This is a genomic window from Streptomyces sp. UH6 (genome assembly GCF_013421635.1).
GTDB classification, from domain to species: domain Bacteria; phylum Actinomycetota; class Actinomycetes; order Streptomycetales; family Streptomycetaceae; genus Streptomyces; species Streptomyces abyssomicinicus.
Genome location: NZ_JACADT010000774.1, coordinates 1 through 2,722, shown reverse-complemented (window position 1 = coordinate 2,722; position 2,722 = coordinate 1). Strand labels below are relative to the sequence as shown.

General features: G+C 73.5%; 2 protein-coding genes and 1 pseudogene. 2 read left to right on the top strand and 1 reads right to left on the bottom strand.

Features of this window, described 5'->3' with window-relative positions; translation table 11 throughout:
* Positions 1–360, top strand: a pseudogene (locus tag HW445_RS25620) (1-aminocyclopropane-1-carboxylate deaminase); the annotation flags it as partial.
* A 50-nt stretch (positions 361–410) separates the two neighbouring features.
* Here the strand turns inward: HW445_RS25620 and HW445_RS25615 are convergent.
* Positions 411–2,015, bottom strand: coding sequence for a Na+/H+ antiporter (locus HW445_RS25615; protein WP_180223274.1), 1,605 nt, complete (start codon positions 2,013–2,015; stop codon positions 411–413).
* Between the two features lie 56 nt (positions 2,016–2,071).
* Here HW445_RS25615 and HW445_RS25610 point away from each other — a divergent pair, with 56 nt between their 5' ends.
* The gene (locus HW445_RS25610; protein WP_180223273.1) at positions 2,072–2,332 is read left to right on the top strand and encodes a UBP-type zinc finger domain-containing protein; all 261 of its coding nucleotides are present in this window, start codon (positions 2,072–2,074) and stop codon (positions 2,330–2,332) included.
* The last annotated feature ends 390 nt before the right edge of the window (positions 2,333–2,722 follow it).

Here is a 2,722-nt window from a genome sequence, read left to right as displayed (position 1 = left end):
GGCGGGACGCTGGCCGGCATGGCGGCGGGGCTGGCCCCGGGGCAGCGGGCGCTGGGGGTGGCCGTGCTGAAGGGCGGCTTCCTGGCCGAGGAGGTGCGGCGCCTCCAGCAGGAAGGATTCGGCGGGCCCAGTGGCCACTGGGAGGTGGAGGACCGGTTCCACTGCGGGGGCTTCGCCCGGGTCCCCGCGGAGCTGGACGCCTTCGCACGGGACTTCGAGGAGCGCCACGGCCTGGGCGTGGAGCGGGTGTACGTCGCCAAGCTGCTGTTCGCGCTGACCGTCCTGGCCGAGGAGGGTGCGTTCGCACCGGGGACCAGGCTCGCCGCGGTGGTCACCGGGCGTCCGTTCCCGGAGGACTGACGCCGCCCCCGCGGCCCGCCGTCCGGCTCACTCCCCCTCCGTCTCCCCGCTCACTCCCCCTCCGCCTCCCGGAACGCGGCCGCCTCCTCCAGGTCGAGCCGCATCAGCAGCGTCCGCAGCATCTCGTCGTCGATGTACCGGGCGTCGCGCAGGCGCACGAACACGTCCCGCTCGGCCGCGATGACCTCGCTGGCGAGCCGCCGGTAGGTGTCGTCCGTGTTCTCCCCCGTCAGCGGGTTGCGGGTGCCCAGCCGCTCCCACACCGCGTTCCTGCGGCGTTCCATGACCCGTCGCAGCCGGTCCGCCAGCGGCTGCGGCAGGGCGTTGCGCTCGTCGGCCATCAGTTCCTCCAGCCGCTCCTCGGCGGCGCTCGAGGCCTGCGCCTGGGCGTTGGCCTCGACCAGCGTCTCCGCCTGGACGTCCCGTCCGGGCAGCCGGAACGCCCGGATCAGCGGGGGCAGTGTCAGCCCCTGGACCACCAGCGTGCCGATCACGGTGGTGAAGGTGAGGAAGAGGATCAGGTTCCGCCCGGGGAACTCCTTCCCGTCGCTCAGGGTGGCGGGGATCGAGAAGGCGATGGCCAGGGAGACCACGCCCCGCATCCCGGCCCAGGAGATGATGAACGACCCCTTCCAGGTCGGGTTGGCCTCGCGCTCGCGGATACGGCGGGACAGCAGCCGCGGCACGAAGGTCGCCGGGTACACCCACACGAACCGGACGACCACCACCGTCACGAACAGGGCCACCGCGTACCAGAGCACCTCCCCGGCGCCGTAGTCGTCGCCCAGGTCGCGGACCACCACCGGCAGTTGCAGGCCGATCAGCGCGAAGACCGCCGACTCCAGCACGAAGGCGACCATCCGCCACACCGCCCCCTCCTGGAGCCGGGTGGCGAAGTCGACCTGCCAGGCGTGGTGGCCCAGGTAGAGGGCGACCACCACCACGGCCAGCACACCGGAGGCGTGGACCTGCTCGGCCAGCGCGTAGGCGAAGAAGGGGATCACCAGGGAGAGCGTGTTCTGCAACAGCGGGTCGTTCAGCCGGGTGCGCAGCCAGTGCAGCGGCACCATCAGCGCGAGGCCGACGCCGACGCCGCCCACCGAGGCGACCAGGAACTCCAGGCTCCCGCCGAGCCAGCCGACGCTCTCGCCCAGGGCGGCGGCCAGCGCCACCTTGTAGGCGGTGATCGCGGTGGCGTCGTTCACCAGGGACTCGCCCTGCAGGATGGTGGTGACCCGCGCGGGCAGCCTCAGCCGGCGGGCGATGGCGGTGGCGGCGACCGCGTCCGGCGGTGCGATCACCGCGGCCAGCACCAGCGCCGCGGCGGCGGAGAGGCCGGGCACGAAGGTGTGCACCATCAGCCCCACCACCAGCGTCGAGAACAGGACGTAGCCCACCGAGAGCAGCGCCACCGGGCGCTTCTGGGCGCGCAGGTCCAGGTAGGAGCTGTCCGTGGCCGCCGTGTAGAGCAGCGGCGGCAGCACCAGCGGCAGGACGACGTCCGGGTCCAGCTCGTACTCGGGGACCCCCGGCAGGTACGACACCAGCAGGCCCACCGCCAGCAGCACGAGCGGCGCCGGGACGCGGGTCCGGCGGGCGGCGCCGGCGACGGCCGCGCTGCCCGCGATCAGCAGCAGCAGGGGCATCACATGCATCGGGGTCCCATCCTCGCTCCGTGTGCATCACCTGCACCGGACGTAATCTGAGTCCCATGAAACACTGCGCGCACGTCGACTCGCTGCCGCGTCCCGAACCGGCGCCTCGGTCGGACACCTGTCAGGGGTGTGTGGCGGCCGGCACCCATCCGGTGCAGCTGCGGATGTGCCTGGAGTGCGGGCATGTGGGGTGCTGCGATTCGTCGCCGCTGCGGCACGCGGCGGGGCACTTCGAGGAGACGGGGCATCCGGTGATGCGGACGTTCGAGCCGGGTGAGGCGTGGCGGTGGTGCTTCGTGGACCACGTCCTCGCCTGACCGTGAGGTCCGGCCGTGGCACCACCCCCGCCCCCTCGGCCCCAGCAGCGCCTTTCCCCTGCGTGCAGTCACCGCCCGTTCCGTCTGCGGGCAGTCGTGCCGCGAGGGGCGGCACGGGTGGGCGCAGGCCTCACGTGCGCACGTGACGGCTCGCTCCGCGGAACGCAAGTCCCTTCTGGGAAGGGGGCGGGTCGGGGGATGAACAGCGCTGTCCGCCCGGGCCCGGCTTGGGCACGCCGCCGCGAGGCCACGTGTGGACGGCGCCGCAGGGCTTGCGCATGGTGGGGGACCGCTCGCCGCGGAGGCTGGGGCCTGCGCCCGCCCGCCCCCAAGCTCTCGGCTTCGCTCGAGCAGGGGGTACCGCCATCGCCCCCTGGGCGGCCCAGCCGC

Coding starts and splice junctions, on each gene's coding strand:
- HW445_RS25615 (WP_180223274.1), bottom strand. CDS start 2,015: ATGCATGTGATGCCCCTGCTGCTGCTGATCGCGGGCAGCGCGGCCGTC.
- HW445_RS25610 (WP_180223273.1), top strand. CDS start 2,072: ATGAAACACTGCGCGCACGTCGACTCGCTGCCGCGTCCCGAACCGGCG.